Annotated in this window: 23 protein-coding genes and 1 tRNA gene; 15 read left to right on the forward strand and 9 right to left on the reverse strand. The window is 71.6% G+C overall.

Annotated elements, in window-relative coordinates; genetic code table 11:
- Positions 1-8: 8 nt before the first annotated feature.
- On the reverse strand, positions 9-896 hold the full coding sequence (htpX, locus tag LUTJ29_RS0105490; RefSeq protein ID WP_027071663.1) for a protease HtpX: 888 nt from the start codon (positions 894-896) through the stop codon (positions 9-11).
- A gap of 139 nt (positions 897-1,035) precedes the next feature.
- On the opposite strand from htpX, the gene gluQRS reads away from it, so the two are divergent.
- The 4 genes from gluQRS (at position 1,036) to phbB (ending at position 4,209) form a co-directional block, all read left to right on the forward strand.
- On the forward strand, positions 1,036-1,947 hold the full coding sequence (gene gluQRS, locus LUTJ29_RS16285) for a tRNA glutamyl-Q(34) synthetase GluQRS (RefSeq protein WP_043740572.1): 912 nt from the start codon (positions 1,036-1,038) through the stop codon (positions 1,945-1,947).
- Positions 1,948-2,001: 54 nt separating this feature from the next.
- Positions 2,002-2,742, forward strand: a complete 741-nt coding sequence (locus tag LUTJ29_RS0105500) for a beta-ketoacyl-ACP reductase (RefSeq protein WP_027071664.1) — start codon at positions 2,002-2,004, stop codon at positions 2,740-2,742.
- A 159-nt stretch (positions 2,743-2,901) separates the two neighbouring features.
- Positions 2,902-3,390 carry a polyhydroxyalkanoate synthesis repressor PhaR gene (gene phaR, locus LUTJ29_RS16290; protein WP_051322781.1) on the forward strand — a complete coding sequence of 163 codons (489 nt, stop codon included), beginning with the start codon at positions 2,902-2,904 and terminating at the stop codon, positions 3,388-3,390.
- 78 nt (positions 3,391-3,468) lie between these two features.
- Positions 3,469-4,209, forward strand: coding sequence for an acetoacetyl-CoA reductase (phbB, locus tag LUTJ29_RS0105510; RefSeq protein WP_027071665.1), 741 nt, complete (start codon positions 3,469-3,471; stop codon positions 4,207-4,209).
- Positions 4,210-4,231: 22 nt separating this feature from the next.
- Here the strand turns inward: phbB and LUTJ29_RS0105515 are convergent, their stop codons facing one another.
- Together LUTJ29_RS0105515 and LUTJ29_RS0105520 are read right to left on the reverse strand one after the other, a co-directional pair.
- Entirely contained in the window at positions 4,232-5,134 is a 903-nt protein-coding gene (locus tag LUTJ29_RS0105515; protein ID WP_027071666.1) for a M48 family metallopeptidase, read from the reverse strand.
- Positions 5,135-5,153: 19 nt separating this feature from the next.
- Positions 5,154-7,022: an SUMF1/EgtB/PvdO family nonheme iron enzyme gene (locus tag LUTJ29_RS0105520; protein WP_156911544.1), complete on the reverse strand. Its 1,869-nt coding sequence runs from the start codon at positions 7,020-7,022 to the stop codon at positions 5,154-5,156.
- Positions 7,023-7,135: 113 nt separating this feature from the next.
- On the opposite strand from LUTJ29_RS0105520, the gene rnd reads away from it, so the two are divergent.
- The 6 genes from rnd (at position 7,136) to LUTJ29_RS0105550 (ending at position 12,805) form a co-directional block, all read left to right on the forward strand.
- On the forward strand, positions 7,136-8,269 hold the full coding sequence (gene rnd, locus LUTJ29_RS16295) for a ribonuclease D (protein ID WP_051322737.1): 1,134 nt from the start codon (positions 7,136-7,138) through the stop codon (positions 8,267-8,269).
- Between the two features lie 13 nt (positions 8,270-8,282).
- A tRNA-Ala gene (locus LUTJ29_RS0105530) sits at positions 8,283-8,358 on the forward strand.
- Between the two features lie 112 nt (positions 8,359-8,470).
- Positions 8,471-9,523: a patatin-like phospholipase family protein gene (locus tag LUTJ29_RS16300; protein ID WP_043740576.1), complete on the forward strand. Its 1,053-nt coding sequence runs from the start codon at positions 8,471-8,473 to the stop codon at positions 9,521-9,523.
- A gap of 142 nt (positions 9,524-9,665) precedes the next feature.
- Positions 9,666-10,835, forward strand: coding sequence for a copper-containing nitrite reductase (gene nirK / locus LUTJ29_RS16305; RefSeq protein ID WP_043740578.1), 1,170 nt, complete (start codon positions 9,666-9,668; stop codon positions 10,833-10,835).
- A 427-nt stretch (positions 10,836-11,262) separates the two neighbouring features.
- Positions 11,263-12,162 (forward strand): pirin family protein, encoded by a 900-nt coding sequence (locus tag LUTJ29_RS0105545; protein WP_027071668.1) that lies wholly within the window; start codon positions 11,263-11,265, stop codon positions 12,160-12,162.
- A 22-nt stretch (positions 12,163-12,184) separates the two neighbouring features.
- Positions 12,185-12,805, forward strand: coding sequence for a trimeric intracellular cation channel family protein (locus tag LUTJ29_RS0105550; protein ID WP_027071669.1), 621 nt, complete (start codon positions 12,185-12,187; stop codon positions 12,803-12,805).
- A 3-nt stretch (positions 12,806-12,808) separates the two neighbouring features.
- Here LUTJ29_RS0105550 and LUTJ29_RS0105555 read toward each other — a convergent pair whose 3' ends face one another.
- The 6 genes from LUTJ29_RS0105555 to hemN form a co-directional block, all read right to left on the reverse strand.
- On the reverse strand, positions 12,809-13,213 hold the full coding sequence (locus LUTJ29_RS0105555) for a SirB2 family protein (RefSeq protein ID WP_027071670.1): 405 nt from the start codon (positions 13,211-13,213) through the stop codon (positions 12,809-12,811).
- A 42-nt stretch (positions 13,214-13,255) separates the two neighbouring features.
- Positions 13,256-14,482 (reverse strand): NnrS family protein, encoded by a 1,227-nt coding sequence (locus tag LUTJ29_RS0105560; protein WP_232221157.1) that lies wholly within the window; start codon positions 14,480-14,482, stop codon positions 13,256-13,258.
- Between the two features lie 160 nt (positions 14,483-14,642).
- The gene (locus LUTJ29_RS16310; RefSeq protein WP_043740581.1) at positions 14,643-14,909 is read right to left on the reverse strand and encodes a DUF6522 family protein; all 267 of its coding nucleotides are present in this window, start codon (positions 14,907-14,909) and stop codon (positions 14,643-14,645) included.
- Between the two features lie 97 nt (positions 14,910-15,006).
- Positions 15,007-17,292 (reverse strand): nitric-oxide reductase large subunit, encoded by a 2,286-nt coding sequence (locus tag LUTJ29_RS0105570; protein ID WP_027071672.1) that lies wholly within the window; start codon positions 17,290-17,292, stop codon positions 15,007-15,009.
- A gap of 291 nt (positions 17,293-17,583) precedes the next feature.
- A complete protein-coding gene (locus LUTJ29_RS0105575; protein WP_051322739.1) occupies positions 17,584-18,339 on the reverse strand; it encodes a cyclic nucleotide-binding domain-containing protein in 756 nt (251 codons plus the stop codon).
- Between the two features lie 33 nt (positions 18,340-18,372).
- Positions 18,373-19,791 carry an oxygen-independent coproporphyrinogen III oxidase gene (hemN, locus tag LUTJ29_RS0105580; protein WP_027071674.1) on the reverse strand — a complete coding sequence of 473 codons (1,419 nt, stop codon included), beginning with the start codon at positions 19,789-19,791 and terminating at the stop codon, positions 18,373-18,375.
- 275 nt (positions 19,792-20,066) lie between these two features.
- Between hemN and ccoN the strand changes: the two genes are divergently transcribed.
- From ccoN to LUTJ29_RS0105605, 5 genes are read left to right on the forward strand one after another with little or no spacing between them, the layout of a single operon-like run.
- A complete protein-coding gene (gene ccoN, locus LUTJ29_RS16315; RefSeq protein ID WP_043740582.1) occupies positions 20,067-21,542 on the forward strand; it encodes a cytochrome-c oxidase, cbb3-type subunit I in 1,476 nt (491 codons plus the stop codon).
- Entirely contained in the window at positions 21,539-22,171 is a 633-nt protein-coding gene (gene ccoO / locus LUTJ29_RS0105590) for a cytochrome-c oxidase, cbb3-type subunit II (protein ID WP_027071675.1), read from the forward strand. The genes ccoN and ccoO overlap by 4 nt, the downstream gene beginning before the upstream one ends.
- Positions 22,168-22,308, forward strand: a complete 141-nt coding sequence (locus tag LUTJ29_RS18335) for a CcoQ/FixQ family Cbb3-type cytochrome c oxidase assembly chaperone (RefSeq protein WP_084524696.1) — start codon at positions 22,168-22,170, stop codon at positions 22,306-22,308. The genes ccoO and LUTJ29_RS18335 overlap by 4 nt, the downstream gene beginning before the upstream one ends.
- Complete coding sequence (gene ccoP, locus LUTJ29_RS0105600; protein WP_027071676.1) at positions 22,305-23,249, forward strand: cytochrome-c oxidase, cbb3-type subunit III; 945 nt, start codon at positions 22,305-22,307, stop codon at positions 23,247-23,249. Before LUTJ29_RS18335 ends, ccoP begins: the two co-directional genes overlap by 4 nt.
- Positions 23,246-23,542 (forward strand): hypothetical protein, encoded by a 297-nt coding sequence (locus tag LUTJ29_RS0105605; RefSeq protein ID WP_027071677.1) that lies wholly within the window; start codon positions 23,246-23,248, stop codon positions 23,540-23,542. The genes ccoP and LUTJ29_RS0105605 overlap by 4 nt, the downstream gene beginning before the upstream one ends.
- Positions 23,543-23,613: the final 71 nt, after the last annotated feature.

The raw sequence follows: 23,613 nt of genomic DNA on the forward strand, positions 1-23,613 counted from the left end.
GCGGCGACTCAGGCCAGCACGCCCTCGCGCAACTGTTCGGGCGACGCGGCGCGGAGCGCGGTGATGCGCTCCTCCAGCGGCGGGTGGCTCATCAGCAGGCGCCGCAGGCCGTGGGCGATACCGCCGCTGATGCCGAACGCCGCGATCTGCCGGGGCATTGTGTTGGCGCCCTGGTTCTGCGCCAGGCGCTCGAGCGCCGCGATCATCTTGTGGCGCCCGGCCAGCGCGGCGCCGCCGGCGTCGGCGCGGAACTCGCGCTGGCGCGAGAACCACATCGCGATCATGCTCGCGAACAGGCCGAACACCAGGTCGAGCACCACCACCACCGCGAAATAGGCCATGCTGCCCATGTCGCGGTCCATGAAGTTGCTGACCGCGCGCGCGACCACCCGCGCCAGCACGATCACGAACGTGTTGAGCACGCCCTGCAGCAGCGCCATGGTGACCATGTCGCCGTTGGCCACGTGCGCGACCTCGTGTCCCAGCACCGCTTCGGCCTCGTCGCGGTCCATCGAGCGCAGCAGTCCGGTGGACACCGCCACCAGTGCGTTGTTCCGGTTGGCCCCGGTGGCGAAGGCATTGATCTCCGGCGCGTCGTAGATGGCCACCTCGGGCATGCCGATGCCGGCGGCCTGGGCCTGGCGGCGCACGGTCTCGACCAGCCAGCGCTCGACCTCGCTGCGCGGCTGGGTGATCACCTGCGCACCGGTGAAGCGCTTGGCGGTCCACTTGGACATCAGCAGCGACACCAGCGCGCCGCCGAAGCCGAACAGCGCCGCGAACACCAGCAAGCCCGCGTTGGTCGCCGGATCGATGCCGAAGACGGCCATGACGATGCTGAGCAGGACCAGCACCGCGAGGTTGGTGGCCAGGAACAGGGTGATGCGCTTGAACATGCGGGGACTGCAACCTTTCTCGTGGGGGGCGTAGGCGCCCGTCGGGGTGTCGATTATGGTTGTCGCGGGTGAAAATCAAGGCTCCGGCGCCGCAGGCCCCGCCCGTGGGGCGCCCTCCGACCGGTACCGTTCAGTCCCCATGTCGACCACCCCAGGCTACCGCGGCCGTTTCGCGCCCTCGCCCACCGGACCGCTGCATGCCGGCTCGCTGCTGGCGGCGCTCGGGAGCTGGCTGATGGCCCGGCGCGCCGGCGGTCGCTGGCTGGTGCGGATCGAAGACCTCGACCCGCCGCGGGAGGTTCCGGGCGCGGCCGCGGCCCAGCTGCGCACCCTGGCCACGTGCGGGCTGCATCCCGACGGGCCGGTCGAGTACCAGTCCCGGCGCGGCGGACTCTACGCCGCGGCCCTGGAGCGCCTGCTCGCCGCCGGCGACGCGTTCGAATGCCACTGCAGCCGCTCCGACCTGGGCGCCCGCGGCGGCATCCACCGCCATTGCGTGGCCGGCCGCCGGCGCCCGGATCCGGCCGTGCGCCTGCGCGTGCCCGACGGGTGCCGGATCGGCTTCGAGGATGCGATCCGCGGCCACTACGCCCAGGACCTGGCGCGCGAGGTGGGCGACTTCGTCCTGCGCCGGGCCGACGGCCCGTGGGCCTACCAGCTGGCGGTGGTGGTGGACGACGCCGACCAGGGCATCACCGAGGTGGTGCGCGGCGCCGACCTGCTCGACTCCACTGCGCGCCAGATCCTGCTGCAGCAGCGGCTGGGGCTGCCGACCCCGCGCTACGCCCACCTGCCGGTGGTCCCGGGCCCGGACGGGCGCAAGCTCTCCAAGTCGCTGGCGGCCATGCCGGTCGACGACGCCGATCCGCTGCCCGCGCTCGCCCGCGCCTGGGCGATGCTCGGCCAGGATCCGGCGGCGGTCGCCGGGGCGGCATCGCCGGCCGCACTGCTCGAGGCCGCGCTGGCCGCGTTCGACCCGGCCCGGATCCCGCGCGGACCCGACCCGCTGCCCGCCGCGTTGCACAACACCCACGGCGCGATCGAAGACTAGACTGTAGCCGGTGCCGCCCGGGCGGCGGGAACGACTGACGCAGGAGACAAGGACATGACCTCACGTGTGGCTCTGGTGACCGGTGGGACCGGCGGCATCGGCACTGCGATCTGCAGGAAGCTCGCGGACCAGGGCCACAGGGTGGCCACCAACTACCGCAACGAGGAAAAGGCCCGCGCCTGGGAGGCGCAGATGAAGTCGGAGGGCTACGAGTTCACCCTGGTCAAGGGCGACGTGACCTCGCCGGAGGACGCCGAGGCGATGGTGCGCGCGGTCGAGGCCGCGCTCGGCCCGATCGAGATCCTGGTCAACAACGCGGGCATCACCCGCGACACGACCTTCCACAAGATGACCGCGCAGCAGTGGTACGACGTCATCAACACCAACCTCAACTCGGTGTTCAACGTCACCCGCCCGGTGATCGAAGGCATGCGCGAGCGCAAGTGGGGCCGGATCATCCAGATCAGTTCGATCAACGGCCTCAAGGGCCAGTACGGCCAGGCCAACTACGCCGCGGCCAAGGCCGGCATGCACGGCTTCACCATCTCCCTTGCGCGCGAGAACGCCAAGCTCGGCATCACCGTCAACACGGTCTCGCCCGGCTACGTGGCCACCGACATGGTGATGGCGGTGCCGGAGGAGGTGCGCGCCAAGATCGCCGCCGACATCCCCACCGGGCGCCTGGGCAAGCCCGAGGAGATCGCCTACGCCGTGGCCTTCCTGGTCGACGAACAGGCGGCCTGGATCACCGGCTCCAACCTCGACATCAACGGCGGCCACCACATGGGCTGGTGACCCCGGCCCCGCCACCGGTCCGCCCTGGAAGGCCGGCCATGCCGGCCTTCCCGCTGTCCCGGCCCGGCGCGGGCTGGTCGCCGGGCTCCGGCGGTCGGCTTGCAAGGCCTGCTGCACTGCGCCATGCTGCGCGGCACCATCCTTCGGGCCAACATCTCCATGTCCGCGACCCGGATCATCAAGAAGTACCCCAACCGCCGCCTGTACGACACCGAGATCTCGAGCTACATCACCATCGAGGACGTCCGACAGCTGATCGTCGACGGTGAGGAGTTCGAGGTCCGCGACGCCAAGACCGGGGAGGACCTGACCCGCTCGGTCCTGCTGCAGATCATCGCCGAGCACGAGTCGGCCGGGGAGCCGGTGCTCTCGACCCAGCTGCTGGCGCAGATCATCCGCTTCTACGGCGACTCGCTGCAGGGCTTCATCGGCAACTACCTGGAACGCTCCATGCAGCTGTTCCTGGACCAGCAGCAGCAGTTCCGCCAGCAGATGGGCGGCATGCTCGGGCAGACGCCGTGGGCGATGATGAACCAGCTCACCGAGCGCAATCTCGAGATGTGGAAGGAACTGCAGCGCAACCTGACCGGCAGCGTCGGCCAGAAGCCCGACGCGGACCGGCGCACGCCGGACAAGCGCGGCCGCTGATCCATCCCGGGGGCGGCACGCCGCCCCGGCGCGGCCCCGGCGCCGCGACGTTTCCACGCATTCTCCCCACGGGTTCCCATGGACAAGCGAACTGCCGTCGTCACCGGCGGCATCGGCGGGCTCGGCACCGCCATCTGCATCGCGCTCGCCCGCGCCGGCCGCCGCGTCGTGGCCGCCGACCTGGGCGGACGCCAGGAGCGCATCGACGCCTTCCTGGGCGAGGTCGATGGCCTGGACGTACGCTTCCAGGCGCTGGACGTCACCGACTTCGACGCCTGCGGCGCCTTCGTCCAGGCGCTGGAGGCCGCCGGCGAAGGCCCCGACATCCTGGTCAACGCGGCCGGCATCACCCGCGACACCACCCTGCGCAAGATGGAACGCGCGCAGTGGGACGCGGTGCTGTCGGTCAACCTCGACAGCGTGTTCAACCTGTGCCGCCACGTGGTGGACGGCATGTGCGCGCGCGGCTTCGGCCGCATCGTCAACATCAGTTCGGTCAACGGCCAGACCGGGCAGTTCGGCCAGACCAACTATTCCGCGGCCAAGGCCGGCATGCACGGCTTCACGATGGCGCTGGCGCGCGAGGTCGCGCGCAAGGGCGTCACCGCCAACTCGGTCTCGCCCGGCTACTGCGAGACGGCGATGGTGATGGCGATCCCCGACGACATCCGCCAGGGCATCGTCGACCGGGTCCCGGTGGGCCGGCTCGGCCGGCCCGAGGAGATCGCGCGCACGGTCGTCTTCCTCAGCGACGACGACGCCGGCTACATCACCGGCGCCAACATCCCGGTCAACGGCGGCCTGTACATGGGCTTCTGAGCGCGGCCGGGGGCCGCCGCCGCTAGCGCGCGGCGGCCTCAGTGCAGAAGCGCTGCCGGTACTCCAGGGCCTTGGGCATCAGCGCCTGGAGATTGGCGATGCGGGTGCCGGGGTTGGGATGGGTGGAGGCGAACTCCGGCGGCGCCTGGCCGCCGCCGGCCTGGCCCATGCGTTCCCACAGCGGCACCGCCTCGTGCGGATCGAAGCAGGCCGCGGCCGCGAGCAGCAGCCCCACCACGTCGGCCTCGGTCTCGTGCTTGCGCGCGTACGGCAACAGGTAGCCGTAGCCCATCGCCGCCATGATCATCTGCTGCTGCTGCGGGTCCATGCCGCTCAGCGCACCGGCCATCTGCCCGACCTGGCTGAGCTTCTGCTGGGCCATGCGCTGGGCGCCGTGGCGCAACAGCGCGTGCGCGATCTCGTGTCCCATCACCACCGCCATCGCGTTCTCGTTCTGCGCCACCGGGACCAGCCCGGTGTACACCGCCATCTTGCCGCCGGGCAGGCAGAACGCGTTGGCCTGGTCGGACTCGATCACGTTCACTTCCCAGTCGAAGCCGCGTGAGAAGCCCGGCGGCGCCTGCCCGTTCTCGGCCGCCAGCGCAGCCTCGACTTCGGGCACCTTCGCCACCAGGCGCTCGGCGATGCTGCGCACCTGGCGCGCGATCTGGGTGTCGGGCGGCACCGGCCGCTCCTGGCGCAGGATCTCCTGGTAGGCCTGGAGGCCGAGTGCCTTCTCGTCCTCGATCGACAGGTTGCGGTCGATCAGCACCGATTCGCCGGTGATCGGGTCGAGCGACTGGTTCGAGTACCAGTAGTAGATGCCGTAGCCGGCGAACAGCAGCAGGATGAGGAAGCGGGGATTGATTCCGCGCCGGCGCTGCGCCGGTTGCCCCTGGCCCGGACCGAACGGATCGCGTCGCATTGCGGGTCTCCCGATGTCCCTAGAGGTCGCGCGCGACCCGGAACCCGAGCCGCGCATTGGTGGTATCCACGTTGGCCGGCGCGCGCCAGGCCGCGCGGGTCTGCGCCGGCGAACTGGCCCACGAACCGCCGCGGATCACGTGGTCGCGGCAGCCCGGGTTGACCCAGGCCGAACCGTCGGTGGGGGCACGCCGGTAGCCATCATGCCAGCAGTCCGCCACCCACTCGCTGACGTTGCCCGCGAGGTCGTGAAGGCCCCATGCATTCGGCTCCATGCTCCCCACCGGGGCCGGCCCCCAGAAGCCGTCGCCGTAGCCTTCGAAGGCATTGGCCCAGCTGCGCCCGGCCGGCGAGCGGTCGAGCGCGCCGGTGGTGTTGGCCACGCGCGGCGGCGGCGGGCCGTCGCCCCACGGCCAGGGCCCGCTGGTCCCCGCGCGCAGCGCATACTCGAACTCGGCCTCGCTCGGCAGCCGGTAGCGCTTGCCGGTCTGGGCCGAGAGCCATTCCACGTACGCCTGGGCGTCGCGGGCGCTCACGTGCACCACCGGCAGGCCATCGTCGGCCGGGCGGCCCAGGTAGTCCGAGTGCCAGGCCACGCCGCTGCGGCGCACGAAGTTGTTGCTGCGCTCGTCGTAGACCATCGAGAAGCCGCGACGCTCGGCACGCGTGCGGTGGCCGGTCGCGGCGACGAAGCGCCGGAACTCCCCGACGCTGACCTCGCGGATCGACAGGCCGAAGCCGCGTTCGAAGCGGACCGCGTGGGCCGGCTTCTCGTGGTCGCTGGAACCGGGTTCGTTGGCCGGCGCCCCCATGGTGAAGGCGCCGTGCGGCACCACCGCCATCTGCGGGCCGCGGCCCCCGCCGGACATGGCGTCGGTGAACACCTGGCCGGGCGCGTACATCCCGTAGTGCACGGCCAGGGTGATGCGCTCGCGCAGCTCCGCCGCCGCCGGATCACCCGGCCGGGCGATGCGCAGCAGCTGCGCCAGGTGGCGCCTGGCCACGTCGATGCCGCCGAACTTCGGCAGCGCGGCGATGCCCAGGTCGCGCAGCCGCGCGATGCGCGTCGCCCGCATCCGCTCGATCCGCGCGCGCGCGTCGGCGACCGTGTCGAGGCCGGCGTCGGGACGCACCTGCTCCGCCTGCGCCAGCCACGCATCGGCGATGTCGAAGTCGCCCGCCGCCGCGGACTGCTCGGCGCGACGGATCAGCGCGCTTTCCACCGCGGCGATGCCCTGCAGCGCCCGCGGCTGGCCGGGCTGCAGTTCCAGCACCCGGCGGTACGCCGCGAGCGCGCCGTCGCCGTGGTCGCCGAGCTGGCCTTCGGCGAGCGCGCGATCGCCGGCGTCGGCCAGCGCGTGCACGCGCTCGGCCAGGTCCACCCGCTCCAGGAAGCGGATCACCGCCGGATCGGTGGCTTCGACGGTGCGCGCCACCGCGGCCAGCAGGCGCGCCCGGGCCAGTTCGCCGGGTTCGTCGGCGGCAGCCGCGATCGCGGCATCGCCCTCGCGCACCACCTGCCGCAGCGCCCGGCGCAGCCCGCCCGCGGCGAAGCGCGCGTGCTCGGGCAGGGTCGAGAGCGCGAGGTAGATCGGAATCGCGGCGTCGGCGTCCTCGTACAGCCGTCCGGCCGCCAGTGCGGCGTCCGCGCGCCTGCGCAGTTCGCCCGGATCGGCGTCCTGGAGGTCGACCGCCGGCACCTGCCAGGTCAGCTCGCCCGCGGCGCTGTCGTCGCCGCTGATCGTGACGCTGCCCGCCGGGCCCGCCGCCTGCCCGGCGCCGGCGTCCGCGTCGCCGGCGCCGGCGTCGGCGGGATCGCGCGAACATCCGGCGGCCAGCACGACGCCGGCCACCAGCACGATCCAGGTCCCACGCAGTGCGGACGACATCGACGGCATCGGTTCCAGATTAAGCCATCCGCGCCCCGCGGCGCGACGCGGGGCGCGCACCTGGAGGGTGGCGCCGATTGCCACCCCGCCCCGGCCGCCGCTACCCTGCGCCCATGCCGTCTTCGCCAGCGACCTGGGTCAACACGCCCGCCGAACTCCTGTCCCACCTCCCCACGACGCCCGCACGGATCGGGCTCGACACCGAGTTCATCCGCGAGCGCACCTACTGGCCGCAGCTGTCGCTGGTGCAGGTGGCGTTCGATGAAGGCGACCCCGGGGCCCCGCGGATCCTGCTGCTCGACATGCTCCAGCCGGGCATGCCCGGGGCGCTGGTACCGCTGCTGCAGGACCGCGCGGTGACCAAGGTGATGCACAGCGCCAGCGAGGACCTGGTCGCCCTGCGCCACGCCTGCGGCGCCCTGCCCGAGCCGCTGTTCGACACCCAGGTGGCCGCGGGACTGGCGGGCGTCGGCGCGGGCGTCGGCTACCAGCGCCTGGTCCAGGACCTGCTCGGCATCGCCGTGGACAAGGGCGAGACCCGCTCGGACTGGATGAAGCGGCCGCTGTCGCCGGCGCAGCTCGCCTATGCGGCCGAGGACGTGCGCCACCTGTTCGCGCTGCAGGACGCGCTGTCGGCGAAGCTCGACGCGCTGGGCCGGCGCGCGTGGTTCGAGGAGGACTGCGCGCGCATGCTCGAGACCTCGCGCAACGACCAGGGCGAGCGCTGGCCGCACCTGTCGCTGCGCAGCGCCCAGTTCCTCGACGAGGCGGGCCAGCGCCGCCTGCTGCGACTGCTGCGCTGGCGCGACGCCCAGGCGCGCCGCAGCGACCGTCCCCGCACCTGGGTACTCGACAACGAGGTCGCGGCCGCGATCGCGCGCGAGGCCCCGGCCGACCGCGAGGCCCTCGAACGCCTGCTGCAGGCCTATCCCAAGGCCCCGCGCAAGCTCGCCGCGCAGGTCTGGGAGGCGCTGGCCACGCCCCTGCCCGACGAGGACCAGGCCCCCGCGCCGCGCACCAGCGAACGCGACCGCAAGGCGCTGCGCCGGCTGCAGGACGCGGTGGCCGAACGTAGCGGCGAACTGGGCCTGCCGGACGGAGTGCTGGCCTCGCGGCGCTGGCTGGAGTCGCTGCTCGACGGCGAGGACTGGCCGGGCGTGCTCTCGGGCTGGCGCCGGACCCAGCTGGAGCCAGCCCTGGCGCCACTGCTCGAACAGGTTGGCGAGGCCGGCGCGACATCCGTATAATCACCCCTGCAGTGGGGCCATAGCTCAGCTGGGAGAGCGCGTCGTTCGCAATGACGAGGTCGGGAGTTCGATCCTCCCTGGCTCCACCACTCCAGATCGCATGAAGAAGGCCGGGTCTCCCCGGCCTTTTTCTTTGCCCGTTCCCTGCCGGACCGGCGCGGCTTCAGCGGCCGACAGGCCGGCCCCCGCTATCCTCGCCCGATGTCCCGCACCCACGCCTTCCCGTCCCGTTCGCGCCGCGCCGTCCTGTCCGGCCTGCTGCTCGGCCTGCTCGCTGCCTGCGCCTCGGGCGGGCCTGGGCGCGTGGCCGGGCCCGTCCCCGCACCGGTGCCGGCGCCCGAACCCCCACCGCCCCCGCCGCGCATCGGCCTGGCCCTGGGTGGCGGCGCGGCCAAGGGCTTCGCCCACATCGGCGTGATCAAGATGCTCGAGGCCAACGGGATCAAGGCCGACGTGATCGCGGGCACCAGCGCCGGCAGCCTGGTCGGCGCGCTGTACGCCGGCGGCATGGATCCGTTCACCCTGCAGGAGCGCGCGATGGCGCTCGACGAATCCAGCCTGCGCGACGTGCGCCTGTTCTCGGGCGGCCTGGTGCAGGGCCAGGCGCTGCAGGACTACGTCAACCGCGAGCTCGGCGGGCGTCCCATCGAACGCCTCGGCCGTCCGTTCGCCGCCGTCGCCACCCGGCTGGACACCGGCGACCGGGTGGTGTTCGTGCGCGGCAACACCGGCCAGGCGGTGCGCGCCTCGAGCAGCGTGCCGGGCGTGTTCGAACCGGCGCGCATCGGCAGCCGCAGCTACGTCGACGGCGGCGTGGTCAGCCCGGTGCCGGTGGACGCGGCGCGCCAGCTGGGCGCCGACATCGTCATCGCCGTGGACATCTCCAGCAAGGCCAGCGGCACCACGCCCACGGCGCTGGCCGGGATCGTCAACCAGTCGATCACGATCATGGGCCAGACCCTCGGGCGGCAGGAACTCGAACGCGCCGACGTGGTGATCCGGCCGCGGGTCAACGACATCGGCCCGGTCAGCTTCGAACAGCGCCACGCCGCGATCCTCGAAGGCGAACGAGCGGCGCTGGCCGCGCTGCCGCAGCTGCGGGCCCGGATCGAGGCCTTCCAGCGCGAGCGGCTCGACGCCGCCGCACGGCGCCGGGCCGAGGAAGCGGCGGCCGCGCAGCCGGCCGACATCGACTGCGGCGACAGCTGGGTGCGCCGGCTCAACCCGTTCTCGCGCGAGCGCCCCTGCGGCTGAGCCGCCGCGCTTGATCCAGGTCAAGCAGGACGCATCCGGGCACGATCCGCGCGGTTGCGATTGACCTCGATCAACGGCAGCGGCGCGGGGGCCCGCGACGATATCCACGACCCCACCGACGTGGATATCCGAGGACTCCCTCATGAAACTCCTGCACGCCAGCCTCCTTGCTTCCGCCCTTGCCCTGGCGATCGGCGCCTCCGCGCCGGCGCCGGCCCACGCGGTCGACGCCCTCGAGCTGGTGAACGCCACCCTCGACCAGGCGTCCGACCTCTCCGCCCTGCCCCGGCAGCAGGTCACCCTCAAGCGCCCGCCGTTCGTCCACGACCACGACCAGGTCGCCAAAGGCGGGCCGAAGGTGGTGCAGTTCACCCTGCCGATCGTCGAGAAGGAGATCGTCGTCGACGGCCAGGGCACGAAGATGCTCGCGATGACCTTCGGCGGCTCGATCCCCGGCCCGCTGATGGTCGTGCACGAGGGCGACTACGTCGAGCTGACCCTGGTGAACCCCGCCAGCAACTCGATGCCGCACAACATCGACTTCCACGCCGCCACCGGCGCCCTGGGCGGCGGCGACCTGACGGTGATCCAGCCGGGCGAGGAAGTGACCCTGCGCTGGAAGGCCACGCGCCCCGGCACCTTCGTCTACCACTGCGCCCCGGGCGGCCCGATGACGCCCTGGCACGTGGTGCAGGGCATGCACGGCACGGTCATGGTGCTGCCGCGCGACGGGCTGAAGGACGGCGACGGCAAGCCGCTGCGCTACGATCGGGCCTACTACATCGGCGAGACCGAGTTCTACATCCCGCGCGACGCGGACGGCAACTTCAAGTCCTATGGCTCGCACGCCGAGTCGCTGCCGGACGTGCTCGAGGCGATGCGCGGCCTGGTGCCCTCGCACGTGGTGTTCAACGGCGCGGTCGGTGCGCTGACCGGCGACAACGCGATGACGGCGAAGGTCGGCGAGACGGTGCTGCTGGTGCACTCGCAGGCCAACCGCGACACGCGCCCGCACCTGATCGGCGGCCACGGCGACTACGTGTGGGAGGAAGGCAAGTTCGCCAATGCCCCGCTCAGGGACCTGGAGACCTGGTTCATCCGCGGTGGTTCGGCGGGCGCGGCGCTCTACACCTTCCGCCAGCCCGGGCTGCACGTGTACCTCAACCACAACCTGATCGAGGCGGTGCTGCTGGGTGCGGCCGCGCACATCAAGGTCGACGGCGACCAGTGGAACCACGACCTGATGACCACGCCCTCGCCGGTCGGTCCGATCAAGCCCGGCACCGACCTGTCGCTCCCGCTCGATCGCTGATCCACGGCGTCCTCTCCAACGCCAGCTGGCCACCTCCGCCTCCGCGGGGGTGGCCTTTTTTCTCCGGAGCCGCGCGTCCTCGCGCGTGTTCCCGCGCCCAAACGGGGACGCGCGCGCGACAGGGTGATGCACAGGGGGGCCTGGTGCGCACGGGCGCGGAGGCGGGGCGGTGGAGAGGGCGCAGGGATGTCCGGGCGGCCCGGCCCGCCTTCCGGGAGGCGCCGGGGCCGGGGCGACGCCTCGCAGCGCGCGCAGCCAGGCCATGCGACGCGTGTCGCGTCGGTCACGGCTGAAGCCGCTCCTGCGGGTCGCGGGGCGGAACGGTCCCGCTGGTGGCCCGCTGTGTGGCACGCGCGACGCGGCAACGCCGCCCCGCAGCTGCCATCATGGGCCCGCGGCAGCCGCCGCGGCACCCCCGGAGACCGCCATGATCGAACTCGTCATCCGGCAGCGCACCCGCGACCTGGGCAGCTTCGAGGTCGGCCGCGTGCTGCCCTTCGCCAGGCGCCGCATGGTCGGCCCCTACATCTTCTTCGACCGCATGGGGCCGAAGGACATCGCGCCTGGCCTGCCGCGCGAGGCCGACGTGCGCCCCCACCCGCACATCGGCCTGTCCACCGTCACCTACCTGTTCGAAGGCGAGATCACCCACCGCGACAGCGTCGGTTCCGAGCAGCCGGTGCGGCCGGGCGAAGTGAACTGGATGACCGCCGGCCGCGGCATCACCCATTCCGAACGCTTCGAACGCCTGCGCGCCGAAGGCGGCCCGATGGACGGCATCCAGGCCTGGGTCGCCCTGCCCACCGAACGCGAGGAAATCGATCCCGGGTTCTGGCACTACCCCGCCGACGCCCTGCCCGAGTTCACCGAGGCGGGCGCGACCGGGCGCCTGATCGCCGGCCGCCTGCTGGGCCTCGCGTCGCCGGTTCCGATCGATTCGCCGCAGTTCTACGTGCACTGGCAGCTGGAAGCCGGGACCCGCGTCTCGCTGCCCGCCGAGTACCCCGAGCGCGCGGTGTACGTCGCCCGCGGCGAGGTCGAGATCGCCGGCCAGCGCGTGGAGACCGGGAGCATGGCGCTGCTGTCGCCGGGCGATGCCGTCACCCTCCACGCCCTGCAGGACGCGGTGCTGATGGCGCTCGGGGGCGAGCCGGTCGGCCCCCGCTACATCGACTGGAACTTCGTGTCCTCGTCGAAGGAGCGGATCGAGCAGGCACGCGAGGACTGGGCGGCCGGCCGCATGAAGCTGCCCGACCTGGACGACGCGGAGTTCATCCCGCTGCCGCCCGGGCTTCCCGGCGTGCGCGAACCCGAGCCGATGTCCTGAACGCGCGCACTCGCGCCACGCCATGACCGCCACCTTCGTCGCCCTGATCGACTTCCTCGGCACGTTCGCCTTCGCCATCAGCGGCGGGCTGGTGGCGGTCCGGCACCGGCTGGACCTGTTCGGCGTGCTGGTGCTGTCGTTCGCCGCCGCCACCGCCGGCGGCATCATCCGCGACGTGCTGCTGGGCCTGGTGCCGGCCTCGGTGGTGGACTGGCGCTACCTGGCCGTCTCGGTGGCCGCGGGCCTGGTCACGTTCCGCTGGCACGACCAGGTCGAACGCATGCGCAATCCGGTCCAGGTCTCGGACGCGATCGGGCTCTCCCTGTTCGCGGTGCTCGGCGCCGGCAAGGCGCTCGGCGCGGGCCTGGGCCCGACCGGCGCGGTCATGCTCGGCATCCTCTCGGGCGTGGGCGGCGGCATCGTCCGCGACGTGCTGGTGGCCACGGTACCCAGCGTCCTGCATCGCGAGCTCTATGCGATGGCCGCGTGCGTCGGCGCACTGGTGGTGGTCGCCGGCCACGCCCTGTCGCTGCCGGCGGCGCCGGTGGCGGTCGCCGGCGCGGTGGCCTGCTTCGTGCTGCGCTGGCTGGCGATCCGCCGTGGCTGGCGCCTGCCGGTGCCGCGCATCGACGCGCCGGACTGAGCGTCAGGCCCAGCACAGCAGGTACAGCGCGCCCAGCGGATGGTGGCTGCGCGCGATGCAGTAGACCTGGGCGAACACGAGCAGCGCCGCCACGTAGCAGGCGGCACGCACGCCGCGGGTGCGGCCCCGGCGCAGGGCGAACACGCCCAGCACCACGTAGGCCACGATCAGGGCGACCTTCACCGCCAGCCAGCCATTGGCGTACAGCTCGCGCGGCAGGATGGTGAGCAGCATCATCGCCGCGGTCAGCAGCGCGGTGTCGACGGCGTAGCTGAGGTAGCGGACCGGCGCGGCGTTCGGCCATCCCGCCCCCGTCAGGAGCATCGCCCCACGCAGTGCGAACAGCCCCCCGCTGAACAGGGCCAGGCCGATGTGGGCGTGCTTGATCTGCGGATAGAACTCGATCATCGATGGACTCGTGGCATCAACGGGGCGCGCGTGACAACGGGATCATCCCGGCTTGCCGTCCGCGCGCGGCGACAGGTAGATCGTGCCGATGCGCGCCACCCACGGCGCCAGCGCCAGCAGCCACGCCAGCGCCGCCAGCGCCTGCCAGGCCAGCGCGTCGGGCAGCACCTCGGCCACGATGCGCAGCACCGCCGCCACCTGGATCCCGACGAAGGCCCACCAGGCCAGCGGGTACATCCGCAGCGGCCGACCGGAGTGTCCCTGGGTGACGCGGCTCACCATCGCCACGAGCAGGCTGCCGAACACGCCGATGAACAGCGCGTGCGCCGGCGCACGGCCCAGCACGAACGCGCCCGTGGCGAGATAGGCCAGGCTCTGGGCCGAGAACAGCGCGAAGGTGACCGGCCACCACAGCAGGCCGAGGAACAGCACCGACGCCAGCCCGGGCGCGCGCCCGCGCGGCCACCAGCGCCACAGGCACACGAGCGACAGGGCCAGCATCGGCAGGTCCACGATCCAGAGCCAGGCATAGGCGTGGGCGACTTCCAGCGCAAGGTGCGCCATTGCCAGCGCCCAGGCCGCGGCCAGGACCCACATCGGCCGCCACGCCACGTAGCCGGGCACGACGTTCGCGGCGAAGAACGGGAACATCCGGTGCGCGACCGTGAGGTACACCGGCAGCAGCAGGCCGAAGGTGCCGAGCTTGATCGCGACCAGCACCCACCACGCCGGGCCACCCAGCAGGAAGGCGCCGAAGCACAGCACGCCGGCCAGCCCCAGCCCCATCGCCGCCAGGCACGAGCGCGCGTGCCAGGTGGTGCCGCGTTCGGACCGCACCAGCCGCGCCAGGATCCAGGTGCCCGCGGACCAGCCGGCCACGGTCATGAACAGGCCGACCACCAGCGCCACCTCCAGCCCCAGCGCGCCCAGCAGCATCGCCGCCTGGCCGCCGAACATGCCCACCCCCACCGGCACGTAGCGCCAGCGCGGGACGTCGGGCAGGCCCATCCAGCGCGGGAACACGGTGAGCAGGAAGCCGAAGAAGAAGCTCGGCAGGACCTGGTACTGCATGACGAAGGCATGCAGCCAGCCGGGATACGCGGCGGCATCGGGCACCTGCAGCAGCCCCGGCCAGCGCTGCGCGGCCAGCCACGCCGCCCACCAGGCCATGGCCAGCAGCAGGTTGCCTGCGCCGATGAAGAACATCAGCCGGTGCGGGGCCGCGGCCAGCAGGCCCGGCGACGGGCGGGATCCAGCGAGCGTGGTCATGGCGTCCATCATCGTCCGGCCGGGCGAAGGGGACGTTGACGCAGGTCAAGCCGCGGCCGCTTTCCCCCGCACCTGTCCCGTAGGAGCGGCTTCAGCCGCGACCCGGACGCCCCTGCAGTCATCGGCAACTGAAGGGAGCCGGTCGCGGCTGAAGCCGCTCCTACCGCGGGTGCGTGGCGGTTGGATGGGCCACGGGCGTTCCCGTGGCGTCGACCACCAGCCGCAGGCGCCGCGCGCCGTGGTAGAAGGTCGCGCGATACAGCCCGGCGTCCTCGCCGGTGCCGCGTTCGCACAGCACGGTGATCCTGCGCTGCTCCATGAGCTCGCGGAACTCGCCGACCTCCAGCCCCAGCCCGCCGGCCACCAGTGCGGCATCGATTTCCACGTCGGGGTTGAGGGCGATGTCGATCCGCCGCGCGTCCGTCATGGCAACACCTCCGTCCAGTTGATCCGCGCGGAACGGGTGCACCCCGGCTGCCGTATCCCGGCCGCCGGGGTGCGCAACCGCGCCGCGCTCCCTGCGCCTAGGAACCCGCCCTGGCCAGCGCCGCGTCCGCGGCCGGGAGCGCATCGCGCCTGGGCGCCACCCACAGCCGGAACACGAACCAGGCCAGGGCCAGGGCGCCGACGCTGAAGACCGTGTCGGCCGGCACCCGCATCCACACCAGCAGGTCGACGATCGGCTGCTGCATGAATTCCGCCGAGCGCGCGTACCAGTAGCCGTGCTCGATCGCCGCATCCAGCTGCAGGATGCCCAGCGGCAGCAGGGTGAACAGCGACATGCCGGCCAGGCCGATGTTGAGCGACCAGAAGCTGGTCTTCAGCAGGCGTTCGTTCCACCGGAGGTCGGGCTTCAGCCCGCGCAGGCAGAACAGCATCAGGCCGATGCCGAGCATCCCGTACACGCCGAACATCGCGGTGTGGCCATGGTTGGCGGTCAGGTTCAGGCCCTGCATGTAGTACAGCGGCAGCGGCGGGTTGATCAGGAAGCCGAACAGGCCGGCGCCCACCAGGTTCCAGAACGACACCGCGAGGAAGAACATGATCGGCCACTTGTACTTCGCCATCCACGGCGTGGCCTTGCCCAGCCGGTAGTTGTGCCAGGCCTCGAAGCCCACGTAGGCCAGCGGCACCACTTCCAGCGCCGAGAAGCTGGCGCCCAGCGCGATCACCGCGGTCGGGGTGCCGGCGAAGTACAGGTGGTGCAGCGTGCCAAGCACGCCCCCGGCCATGAAGATGATGGTGGCGAACAGCACCGCGATGGTGGCGGAACGCACCTGCAGCAGGCCCAGGCGGGTGAACAGGAAGGCGATCACCGCCACCGCGAACACCTCGAAGAAGCCTTCCACCCACAGGTGCACGACCCACCAGCGCCAGTACTCGACCATCGACAGGTGGCTGTGCTCGCCCCACATCAGGCCGGCCGAATAGAACACGCCGATCGCGACCACCGACAGGAACAGCAGGCCCACGATCGAGCGCGACTCCGCGCCCTTGCGCATCGCCGGCCACAGCGCGCGGCCGACCAGGGTGAGCCACAGCAGCAGGCCGACGAACAGGAACCACTGCCAGAACCGCCCAAGGTCCACGTATTCCCAGCCCTGGTGGCCGAACCAGAAGTTGTGGGCCAGGCCCAGCTTCTGCATCACCGCCATCCACTGTCCGGCGAAGGAACCGACCACGATCACCAGCAGGCAGGTCCACAGCACGTTGACGCCCAGGCGCTGGAACTTCGGCTCGTGCCCGGAGATGGCCGGGGCGATGTACAGGCCCATGCCCAGCCATGCGGTGGCGATCCACAGCACCGCCAGCTGCGTGTGCCAGGTGCGGGTCAGGGAATACGGCAGGATCTCGGACAGGGCGAAGCCGTAGGCCTCCTGGCCCTCGACCTGGTAGTGCGCGGTGGTCGCGCCCAGCAGGATCTGCACCAGGAACAGCGCGATCACCACCCAGAAGTACTTCGCGGTGGCGCGCATCGAGGGCGTGACCCGGATCGAGGCCAGCGGATCGGACTTCGGCAGCACCGGCTGCATCTCCTCGCCGTGGCCGGTGGCGTAGTGCCAGCCGAGCAGGCCGACGCCGGCGATCAGGAACAGCACGCTGAACACCGTCCAGATCAGCAGGTTGGACGGCGGGGTGTTGCCGACCAGGGCGTCATGCGGCCAGTTGGCGGTGTAGCTGATCTGCGAACCCGGGCGCTCGGTCACCGAGGCCCAGGCCGCCCACCAGTAGAACGCGGCGAGCTGGCGGCGGTGCTCCGGGTCCGGCACGGTGTCGTTGCGCATGGCGTAGGCCTCGCGCAGCTCCGCCGTGGCCGGGTCGTTGGAGAACAGGCTTTCGTAGTGCGCGGAGACCTTCGCCATCGCCGCGGCGCGCTCGGCGTCGACGGTGATGGTGCCGGTGTCCGCGTCCCAGGTGTTGGGGCGCAGCAGCGCCTGCACGCGCTTGGCGTAGGCGGCCCGGGTTGGCTCGTCCAGCGCCTGGTACGAGTCGACGCCGTGCTCGCGCGCGGCCCAGGCGTCGAGGATCGCCTCGGCCTCGCGGTGCAGCCAGTCCGCGCCCCAGTCCGGGGCGACGTAGCCGCCGTGGCCCCAGATCGAACCCAGCTGCTGGCCTCCGATCGACTGCCAGACCTGGCGCCCGGTCTCGATGTCGGCGCGGGTGTAGACCACGGTGCCGTCGGTGGTGACCACCCGTTCGGGCATCGGGGGCGCCTGGCGGTGGATCTCGCTGCCGATCCACAACAGGGCGGCGAACGAGGCGAACAGCAGGAGCGCCAGTCCTGCCCAGAGCTTGCGTGTCGAATCCATGGTTCCGGAACCTCATTCAGGGTCCGGCGCATCGTCTTGCGACGCGACGACCCCCACCTTGACCTACGTCAAGCAGGGGTGGATGTCGTCCGTGCGGCCGGGGGGAAGCGGCGCGGGAGGCCGGCGCCCGGGGCGTTCGCGCGATGGCGGCGCCTCGCATCCGGCGGGACCCGGGCGTGCGGCCATCGGCCGGGAGCGGGGCGAGGTGCCCCACCCCGGCCCTCCCCGCAGGCGAGGAGGGAGAGATCGGGCTTTCGGGCGAGGCCCGGCGTGGGGAGGAGGACGCGCGGCTCAGTCGCGCAGGACGTGGTGGGCCAGTTCGCCCAGCACGGCGGGCTGGAGGATCTCCAGGTCGCGGCGGTCGACCCTGAGCACGCCCTCGTCCTGCAGCCGGCGCAGCACCCGGCTCACGGTTTCGGGCGCCAGGCGCAGGTAGTTGGCGATGTCGGTCCGGGCCATGGTCAGGCGCATGCGCGTGGCCGAGAAGCCGCGCTCGGCGAAGCGCCGCGACAGCAGCACCAGGAACGCCGCCAGGCGCTCGTCGGCGGTGTAGTTGCCGGCCAGCAGCGAGGCCTTGCCGATGTCCTGGCTGAGCAGGTTGAACAGGTGCCGCTGCAGGCCCGGCATGCGGCTGGCGAGCGTGGCCATCATCGGGAACGAGAACCGGCACAGCATCACCGTGTCCAGCGCCACCGCGTTGCACGGGTAGCGGGCGCTGGCGATCGCGTTGAGCCCGATCACCTCGCCCGGCAGGAAGAAGCCCAGCACCTGCTCGCGGCCGCTGGCGTCGTTCACGTAGGTCTTGACCGTGCCGCCGCGCACCGCGGCGATGGCGTTGAACGGGTCGCCCTCGCGGAAGATGTGGTCGCCCTCGCGGAACGGCCCCACGTGCTCGACCAGCACGTGCAGGTCGCGCAGCTGGCTCTTGTCGTAGCCCTCCGACAGGCAGGCCGCCGAGAACGCGCAGGTGCTGCAGAACGTGAATTCGTCGCCGTCGTCGGCGATCGGGGTCCCGCGGACCGCTCCCGGGTGTTCGCGTTCAGCCACGCACGCCGCCCCGCTGCCAGGCCGGATGGCAGGTCAGATGGTCCGGGAATACCGCGTTCCCTCGCCCTGGTTGTCCAGATACCGGTCGAAGCACATGGCAATGATACGCAACAGGGCGCGTCCGCGCGGGGTGACCCGGATCCGGCCCGGCGGGCACTGCACCAGGCCGTCGTCCTGCAGCGGGCGCAGAGCGGCCAGGGCGTCGGCGAAGTATTCCCCGAAGTCGATGCCCCAGGTGCGCTCGACCTGGCGGGTGTCGATCTCGCCCTGGCACATCAGCTGCTGGATCAGCCCGGCGCGGATCACGTCGTCCGTCCCCAGCACCAGCCCGCGCCACAACGGCAGCCGGCCCTCGTCGATGGCCGCCTCCCACGAAGGCAGGTCGCGGTGGTTCTGGGTGTAGCTCTCGCCGACGTGGCTGATCGCGCTGACCCCGAAACCGACCAGGTCGGTCTGGGCATGGGTGGTATAGCCCATGAAGTTGCGGTGCAGGCCGCCTTCGCACCGGGCCCGCGCCAGTTCGTCCCCCGGCAGGGCGAAGTGGTCCATGCCGATGTACTCGTAGCCCGCGTCGCCCAGCCGCTGCACGGCCAGTTCCAGCAGCGCCAGCTTGGTCTCGGGGTCCGGCAGGTCCTCGTCGCGGATCTGGCGCTGGGCCTTGAACAGGCGCGGCATGTGCGCGTAGCCGTAGATCGCCAGCCGGTCGGGGCGCGCGGCGATCACGGTGTCGAGCGTGCGCCCGAAGCCCTCGAGGGTCTGCAGCGGCAGCCCGTAGATCAGGTCGACGTTGACCGAGCGCATGCCGAATCGGCGGCAGGCGTCGATGATCGCCAGGGTCTCGTCGACGCCCTGGACGCGGTTGATCGCCTCCTGCACCTTCGGGTCGAAGTCCTGCACGCCCAGGCTGGTGCGGTTGAAGCCGATCGCCGACAGGGTCTCGATGTCGGCCGGCGAGACGAACCGCGGGTCGAGCTCGATCGAGAAATCCCGGTCCAGGGCGTGGCTGAAGCTGAACTGGCGGCCCAGTCCGGCCACCAGCTCGCCCAGCAGGCGCGGGGCGAGGAAGTTGGGGGTGCCGCCGCCCAGGTGCAGCTGCACCACCTCGCGGTCGCGGTCGAACAGCGGCGCCACCATCGCGACCTCGCGCAGCAGCCGGTCCAGGTAGGTCCGGCCGCGCGACTCGTCGCGGGTGATGACCCGGTTGCAGCCGCAGTAGAAGCACGGGCTGCGGCAGTAGGGGACGTGCACGTACAGCGACAGCTGGCGCGGGATCGGGTCGTCGTTGCTGCGCCGGGCGACGTCGCGGAAGTCCTCCTCGCCGAAGCCTTCCGCGAAATGCGGCGCGGTCGGGTACGAGGTGTAGCGCGGTCCCGGCCGGTCGTAGCGCCGCAGCAGCTCGGGGTCGAAGCGCCAGGCGCGATCGGGCTGGACGGTGGAGGTGGTGGTCTGCATGCGGCGCAGTCTCCCCTTCGCCGGGCCCGCGCGCCTTGACCCTGATCAAGCGTCCGGCCCGCGCTGGGGCAATTTGTCCAGCACGGTCCAGGGTGCCGCTGGCGATAATGGCCGCGGGCCCGACCATGCCGAACACCCGCCGTCCCCCGTGGACGCGGGCCGCTGGCGCGCCCGGACGCGGCCGGAACCTGTGACCTCCGGGGCGGATTGATCGTGATCAAGGCCCCGCCGCCGCGTCCCTCCTACCCTGTCATCGTTCAAACCCGGGACGCGCCATGCAACAGGCCGCTGCAGATACGTACAACGACAAGGTGGTCCGCCAGTTCGCGGTCATGACCGTGGTCTGGGGGATCGTCGGCATGGCAGTGGGCGTGCTCATCGCCGCCCAGCTGTACTGGCCCGACCTCACCCACGGAATCCCCTGGCTCAGCTACGGGCGCCTGCGCCCGCTGCACACCAACGCGGTGATCTTCGCGTTCGGCGGCTGCGCGCTGTTCGCCACCAGCCTGCACGTGGTCCAGCGCACCTGCCACGTGCGCCTGCTCAGCGACAGGCTGGCGGCGTTCGTGTTCTGGGGCTGGCAGGCGGTGATCGTCGCGGCCGCGATCACGTTGCCGCTGGGCCTGACCCAGGGCAAGGAGTACGCCGAACTCGAGTGGCCGATCGACCTGCTGATCACCGCGGTCTGGGTGGCCTACGCGGTCCTGTTCTTCGGCACCATCGCCAAGCGCCGGGTCAAGCACATCTACGTGGCCAACTGGTTCTACGGCGCGTTCATCATCGCGATCGCGCTGCTGCACATCGTCAACAACATCTCGATCCCCGCCGGGCTGGGCAAGTCCTACCCGGTGTACAGCGGCGCGGTCGACGCGATGGTGCAGTGGTGGTACGGCCACAACGCGGTGGGCTTCTTCCTGACCGCGGGCTTCCTCGGGATGATGTACTACTACGTGCCCAAGCAGGCCGGGCGCCCGGTGTATTCGTACCGGCTGTCGATCGTGCACTTCTGGGCGCTGATCGCTGTCTACATGTGGGCCGGACCGCACCACCTGCAGTACACCGCCCTGCCCGACTGGGTGCAGTCGCTGGGCATGGTGTTCTCGCTGATCCTGCTCGCGCCCAGCTGGGGCGGCGCGATCAACGGGATCATGACCCTCTCGGGCGTGTGGCACAAGCTGCGCACCGACCCGATCCTGAAGTTCCTCATCGTCGCGGTCAGCTTCTACATGATCGCCACGTTCGAGGGGCCGATGATGTCGATCAAGACGGTCAACTCGCTGTCCCACTACACCGACTGGACGATCGGCCACGTCCACGCCGGCGCCCTGGGCTGGGTGGCGATGATCTCGATCGGCGCGATCTACGCCCTGATGCCGCGCATGCTCGGCATCCGCGAGATGTACTCGACCAAGTGGATCGACCTGCACTTCTGGCTGCACACCATCGGCGTGGTGCTGTACATCGCCTCGATGTGGATCGCCGGCGTGATGCAGGGCCTGATGTGGCGCGCCACCAACGACGACGGCACCCTGACCTACAGCTTCGTCGAGGCGCTCAACGCGACCTATCCGTACTACCTGGTGCGCCTGCTGGGCGGCGTGGTGGTCCTGTCGGGCATGTTCCTGATGGCGCTCAACGTGTGGAAGACCTATCGCAGCGCCAACGCGGTCGCCGCCGACCAGCCGGTCCTTCCCCCCGATTCCTCCCATGACACGGCGCCGGTCGCGGCGCGCGCAGGAGCGCAGGCATGAGCGCGAACTCCCACGCCCACGAGAAGGTCGAGAAGAACGTCGGCCTGATGGCGGTGCTGATCGCGGTGGTGGTCTCCTTCGGGGGCCTGGCCGAGATCGTCCCGCTCATGTACCAGGCCGAGGCGATCGAGCCGCTGCCCGGGGTCGAGCCCTACCCCGCGCTCGAACTGGCCGGGCGCGACGTGTACGTCCGCGAAGGCTGCTACAACTGCCACTCGCAGATGGTCCGCACCCTGCGCTTCGAGTCCGAGCGCTACGGCCACTACTCGCTGGCCGGGGAATCGGTTTACGACCGTCCGTTCCAGTGGGGCTCCAAGCGCACCGGCCCCGACCTGGCGCGCGTGGGCGGGCGCTACTCCGACGACTGGCACCGCGTGCACCTGAACAACCCGCGCGACGTCGTGCCCGAGTCGAACATGCCGGCCTATCCCTGGCTGGCCGCCAACAGGGTCGATGCCGCCGAGGTGCAGCGCCGCATGCGCGCGCTGCAGCGCCTGGGCGACCCCTACACCGACGAGGACATCGCCGGCGCGAGCGAGGCGGTGGCCGGCAAGACCGAACTCGACGCCATCGTCGCCTACCTGCAGGGCCTGGGGCGGCACGCGCCGCGGGCGGGGGAAACGCCATGATCTCCGGAATCGTCACCGCAGTGCTGCTGGTGTGCTTCATCGGCGGCTGGATCTGGGCCTGGAGCCCCAGGCGCAAGCACGACTTCGAGCAGGCTGCGCGCCTGCCGCTGGAAGACGACGAGGAGTCCTCCCGATGAGCAATGCGTGGTCGCTGTACGTCATCGCCCTGGTGGTGCTCAACATCGGGGGCTGCGTCTGGCTGCTGTGGTGGACGGCGCGCCGGCGCCCGGGCGATCCGCGCCCGGAGGAGACCAGCCACGTCTGGGACGGTGACATCACCGAGTACAACAAACCGCTGCCGAGGTGGTGGATCAACCTGTTCTACATCACCATCGTGTTCAGCATCGCCTACCTGGCCTGGTTCCCCGGCTTCGGCAACCTGCCCGGCCTCGGCGGCTGGAGCTCGGCGGCCGAGCACGACGCCGAGAAGGCCCGCCGCGACCGCCAGCTCGAGGAGACCTTCGCGGTCTATGCAGGGCGGCCGCTGCCGCAGCTGGCGCAGGACCCGCAGGCCCTGGAGCTGGGCCGCTCGATCTTCGCCAACACCTGCGCGGCCTGCCACGGCTCCGCGGCCAAGGGCGCGCCCGGCTACCCCAACCTGACCGACGACATCTGGAACTGGGGCGGCGCGCCCGAGCGGATCCTGGAGACCGTGCTCGACGGCCGCGAGGGCATCATGCCGCCGCTGGGTACCGTGCTCGCGGGCATGGGCGGCGACGTCGCCATCACCCAGACCGCCGCCTACGTGCGCGCCCTGCGCACGCCGGACGTCGAGGCCACGCTGCGCAACGACTACATGGCCGCGCGCGGCAAGAAGTACTTCGACGGCCTGTGCGTGGCCTGCCACGGCCCCGAGGGCAAGGGCAACCCGGAACTGGGCGCCCCGAACCTGACCGTCCGCGAGACGCTCTACCCCAATACCCTGGAGAGCATCCGCACCACGATCATGGAGGGCCGGCACGGCGTCATGCCCGCCCACCGCGACCTGCTGGGCGAGACCCGCTCGCGCCTGGTGGCGGCCTACGTGTGGTCTTTGTCAAACTCCAGCCAGGCGGACCCTCCACCGGCACGGCAATGACCGACTTCACCCAGCCACGTTTCGACCACCCGCCGCGCCCCATGGCGCAGCGGGTCGGCGCGATCCTGTGGCCGAGCTTCTTCTCCGCGGGCGTGTGCACCATGGTGTTCTTCGCCTTCATCGACCCGATCGAGCTGCGCGACATGACCTTCCCGTCGCTGCCGCTGACCCGCGAGCTGGGCTACACCCTCGGTTTCTTCATGTTCTGGGCGGCCACCGCCGCCTCCAGCCTGTTCACCTGGATCCTGCTGCGCCCGGCGAGCCGCTTCAACCGGCCCCTGCCGCCCGACTGAACCCGGCCGACGGCGCCGCGGCATCCCCCGAACTCCCGGGCCGGCCCCTGGGACATTCTGTCGCTTTGGCC

Source organism: Luteimonas sp. J29 (assembly GCF_000472505.1).
Lineage (GTDB): Bacteria > Pseudomonadota > Gammaproteobacteria > Xanthomonadales > Xanthomonadaceae > Luteimonas.

What these genes read in the sequence shown, in the direction of transcription:
- htpX (WP_027071663.1), bottom strand. Translation starts at nt 896, where the DNA reads ATGTTCAAGCGCATCACCCTGTTCCTGGCCACCAACCTCGCGGTGCTG.
- gluQRS (WP_043740572.1), top strand. Translation starts at nt 1,036, where the DNA reads ATGTCGACCACCCCAGGCTACCGCGGCCGTTTCGCGCCCTCGCCCACC.
- LUTJ29_RS0105500 (WP_027071664.1), top strand. Translation starts at nt 2,002, where the DNA reads ATGACCTCACGTGTGGCTCTGGTGACCGGTGGGACCGGCGGCATCGGC.
- phaR (WP_051322781.1), top strand. Translation starts at nt 2,902, where the DNA reads ATGTCCGCGACCCGGATCATCAAGAAGTACCCCAACCGCCGCCTGTAC.
- phbB (WP_027071665.1), top strand. Translation starts at nt 3,469, where the DNA reads ATGGACAAGCGAACTGCCGTCGTCACCGGCGGCATCGGCGGGCTCGGC.
- LUTJ29_RS0105515 (WP_027071666.1), bottom strand. Translation starts at nt 5,134, where the DNA reads ATGCGACGCGATCCGTTCGGTCCGGGCCAGGGGCAACCGGCGCAGCGC.
- LUTJ29_RS0105520 (WP_156911544.1), bottom strand. Translation starts at nt 7,022, where the DNA reads ATGTCGTCCGCACTGCGTGGGACCTGGATCGTGCTGGTGGCCGGCGTC.
- rnd (WP_051322737.1), top strand. Translation starts at nt 7,136, where the DNA reads ATGCCGTCTTCGCCAGCGACCTGGGTCAACACGCCCGCCGAACTCCTG.
- LUTJ29_RS16300 (WP_043740576.1), top strand. Translation starts at nt 8,471, where the DNA reads ATGTCCCGCACCCACGCCTTCCCGTCCCGTTCGCGCCGCGCCGTCCTG.
- nirK (WP_043740578.1), top strand. Translation starts at nt 9,666, where the DNA reads ATGAAACTCCTGCACGCCAGCCTCCTTGCTTCCGCCCTTGCCCTGGCG.
- LUTJ29_RS0105545 (WP_027071668.1), top strand. Translation starts at nt 11,263, where the DNA reads ATGATCGAACTCGTCATCCGGCAGCGCACCCGCGACCTGGGCAGCTTC.
- LUTJ29_RS0105550 (WP_027071669.1), top strand. Translation starts at nt 12,185, where the DNA reads ATGACCGCCACCTTCGTCGCCCTGATCGACTTCCTCGGCACGTTCGCC.
- LUTJ29_RS0105555 (WP_027071670.1), bottom strand. Translation starts at nt 13,213, where the DNA reads ATGATCGAGTTCTATCCGCAGATCAAGCACGCCCACATCGGCCTGGCC.
- LUTJ29_RS0105560 (WP_232221157.1), bottom strand. Translation starts at nt 14,482, where the DNA reads ATGACCACGCTCGCTGGATCCCGCCCGTCGCCGGGCCTGCTGGCCGCG.
- LUTJ29_RS16310 (WP_043740581.1), bottom strand. Translation starts at nt 14,909, where the DNA reads ATGACGGACGCGCGGCGGATCGACATCGCCCTCAACCCCGACGTGGAA.
- LUTJ29_RS0105570 (WP_027071672.1), bottom strand. Translation starts at nt 17,292, where the DNA reads ATGGATTCGACACGCAAGCTCTGGGCAGGACTGGCGCTCCTGCTGTTC.
- hemN (WP_027071674.1), bottom strand. Translation starts at nt 19,791, where the DNA reads ATGCAGACCACCACCTCCACCGTCCAGCCCGATCGCGCCTGGCGCTTC.
- ccoN (WP_043740582.1), top strand. Translation starts at nt 20,067, where the DNA reads ATGCAACAGGCCGCTGCAGATACGTACAACGACAAGGTGGTCCGCCAG.
- ccoO (WP_027071675.1), top strand. Translation starts at nt 21,539, where the DNA reads ATGAGCGCGAACTCCCACGCCCACGAGAAGGTCGAGAAGAACGTCGGC.
- LUTJ29_RS18335 (WP_084524696.1), top strand. Translation starts at nt 22,168, where the DNA reads ATGATCTCCGGAATCGTCACCGCAGTGCTGCTGGTGTGCTTCATCGGC.
- ccoP (WP_027071676.1), top strand. Translation starts at nt 22,305, where the DNA reads ATGAGCAATGCGTGGTCGCTGTACGTCATCGCCCTGGTGGTGCTCAAC.
- LUTJ29_RS0105605 (WP_027071677.1), top strand. Translation starts at nt 23,246, where the DNA reads ATGACCGACTTCACCCAGCCACGTTTCGACCACCCGCCGCGCCCCATG.